The organism is Streptomyces sp. NPDC031274, assembly GCF_055570235.1.
Window position 1 is genome coordinate 1 of the sequence record NZ_JBVIHP010000369.1, and the last position, 1160, is coordinate 1160.

Annotated in this window: 1 protein-coding gene and 1 pseudogene; one reads left to right on the top strand and one right to left on the bottom strand. The window is 74.0% G+C overall.

Annotated elements, in window-relative coordinates:
• A partial coding sequence (locus ACZ5CR_RS46445) for an MBL fold metallo-hydrolase (RefSeq protein WP_468870090.1) occupies window positions 1-878 on the top strand: 878 nt, incomplete at its 5' end.
• A gap of 43 nt (window positions 879-921) precedes the next feature.
• Here ACZ5CR_RS46445 and ACZ5CR_RS46450 read toward each other — a convergent pair.
• A pseudogene (locus ACZ5CR_RS46450) lies at window positions 922-1160 on the bottom strand (MurR/RpiR family transcriptional regulator); the annotation flags it as partial.

Below are 1160 nucleotides of genomic sequence, written 5' to 3' on the forward strand. Positions count from 1 at the left end.
GCGGGGAGGACGGCGGCTGGTACGTCGACAGCCGCTGCACGAACTGCGACGTCGCGCGCCAGCTCGCCCCAGAACTGGTACGCGAGGCCGCCGGCCGCTCCGAGATGATCCGCCAGCCACGGAACAGGACGGAGGCCCGGCAGGTGCACGCCGCCGCGTTCGCCTGCCCCTCCCGGTCGATCCGCCTTCCCGGCCTGCGACTCGACGACGCCCTGGATCCCTTCCCCCTGGCCCTCGACGACGCCGTCCACCTGTGCGGCCACAACTCCCCGCACACCGCCGGGGCCAACTCCTACCTCCTGCGTCGGCCTTCCGGCACCACGATGATGATCGACACGCCCCGCTGGAGCAGCACGCTGGCCGCGCGGTACGAGGAGTCGGGCCCCGTCACCGACGTCCTGCTCACCCATCGGGACCATGCCGCGCACGGCCGCCGCTACGCCGATCGCTTCGGCGCCCGGCTGTGGATCCACGAGGGCGATCTCGACGCGGCGCCCGACGCCGACCGTGTCCTGCGCGGCACGGACCCCGCCGAGATCGCCGAGGGCGTGACGGCGCATCCGCTGCCCGGCCACACCCGGGGCAGCGTGCTCTACGTCGCCGACGACCGGTACTGCTTCAGCGGCGACAGCCTCTACTGGTCGCGCACCACCGCCGATCTGGAAGTGGCCGAGAGCGTCACCTGGTACTCCATCGAGGAACTGGGCCGCTCCTTGGCGCGAACCGCCGACCGGCTGCGCTTCGAATGGCTGCTGCCGGGACACGGCGACCGCAAGCGGCTCCCCGCGCCGGAGATGGCCACGCGGATGAAACAGCTGACGGCCCGCGTCCGGACGCTGCGCCCCAGGCCGATCGATTTCACCGCCATGCGCTACTGACCCCGGCCGCACCGACGCCGGCTGCGCCGCCCCCGCGGCGCCCTCACTCCACGAACAGCCCCCGCGCCGCCGCCCCCGCATCGAACTCCTCGAGCCGCGCCTGCGCGTCCGGAAGCCCGTCGCACATCGCCTCAAGGAGCACCCGGCCGAGCAGCATCGGCGCGCACGCCGTGTCGAAGGCGAGGCCCGTGCCGACCGCCGCCGGGAGGAGGAGGTCGGAGTGCGCCGCCACGGGGGCGAACGCCGAGTCGGCCACCGTCACCACCGACAGGCCCGCCCCCT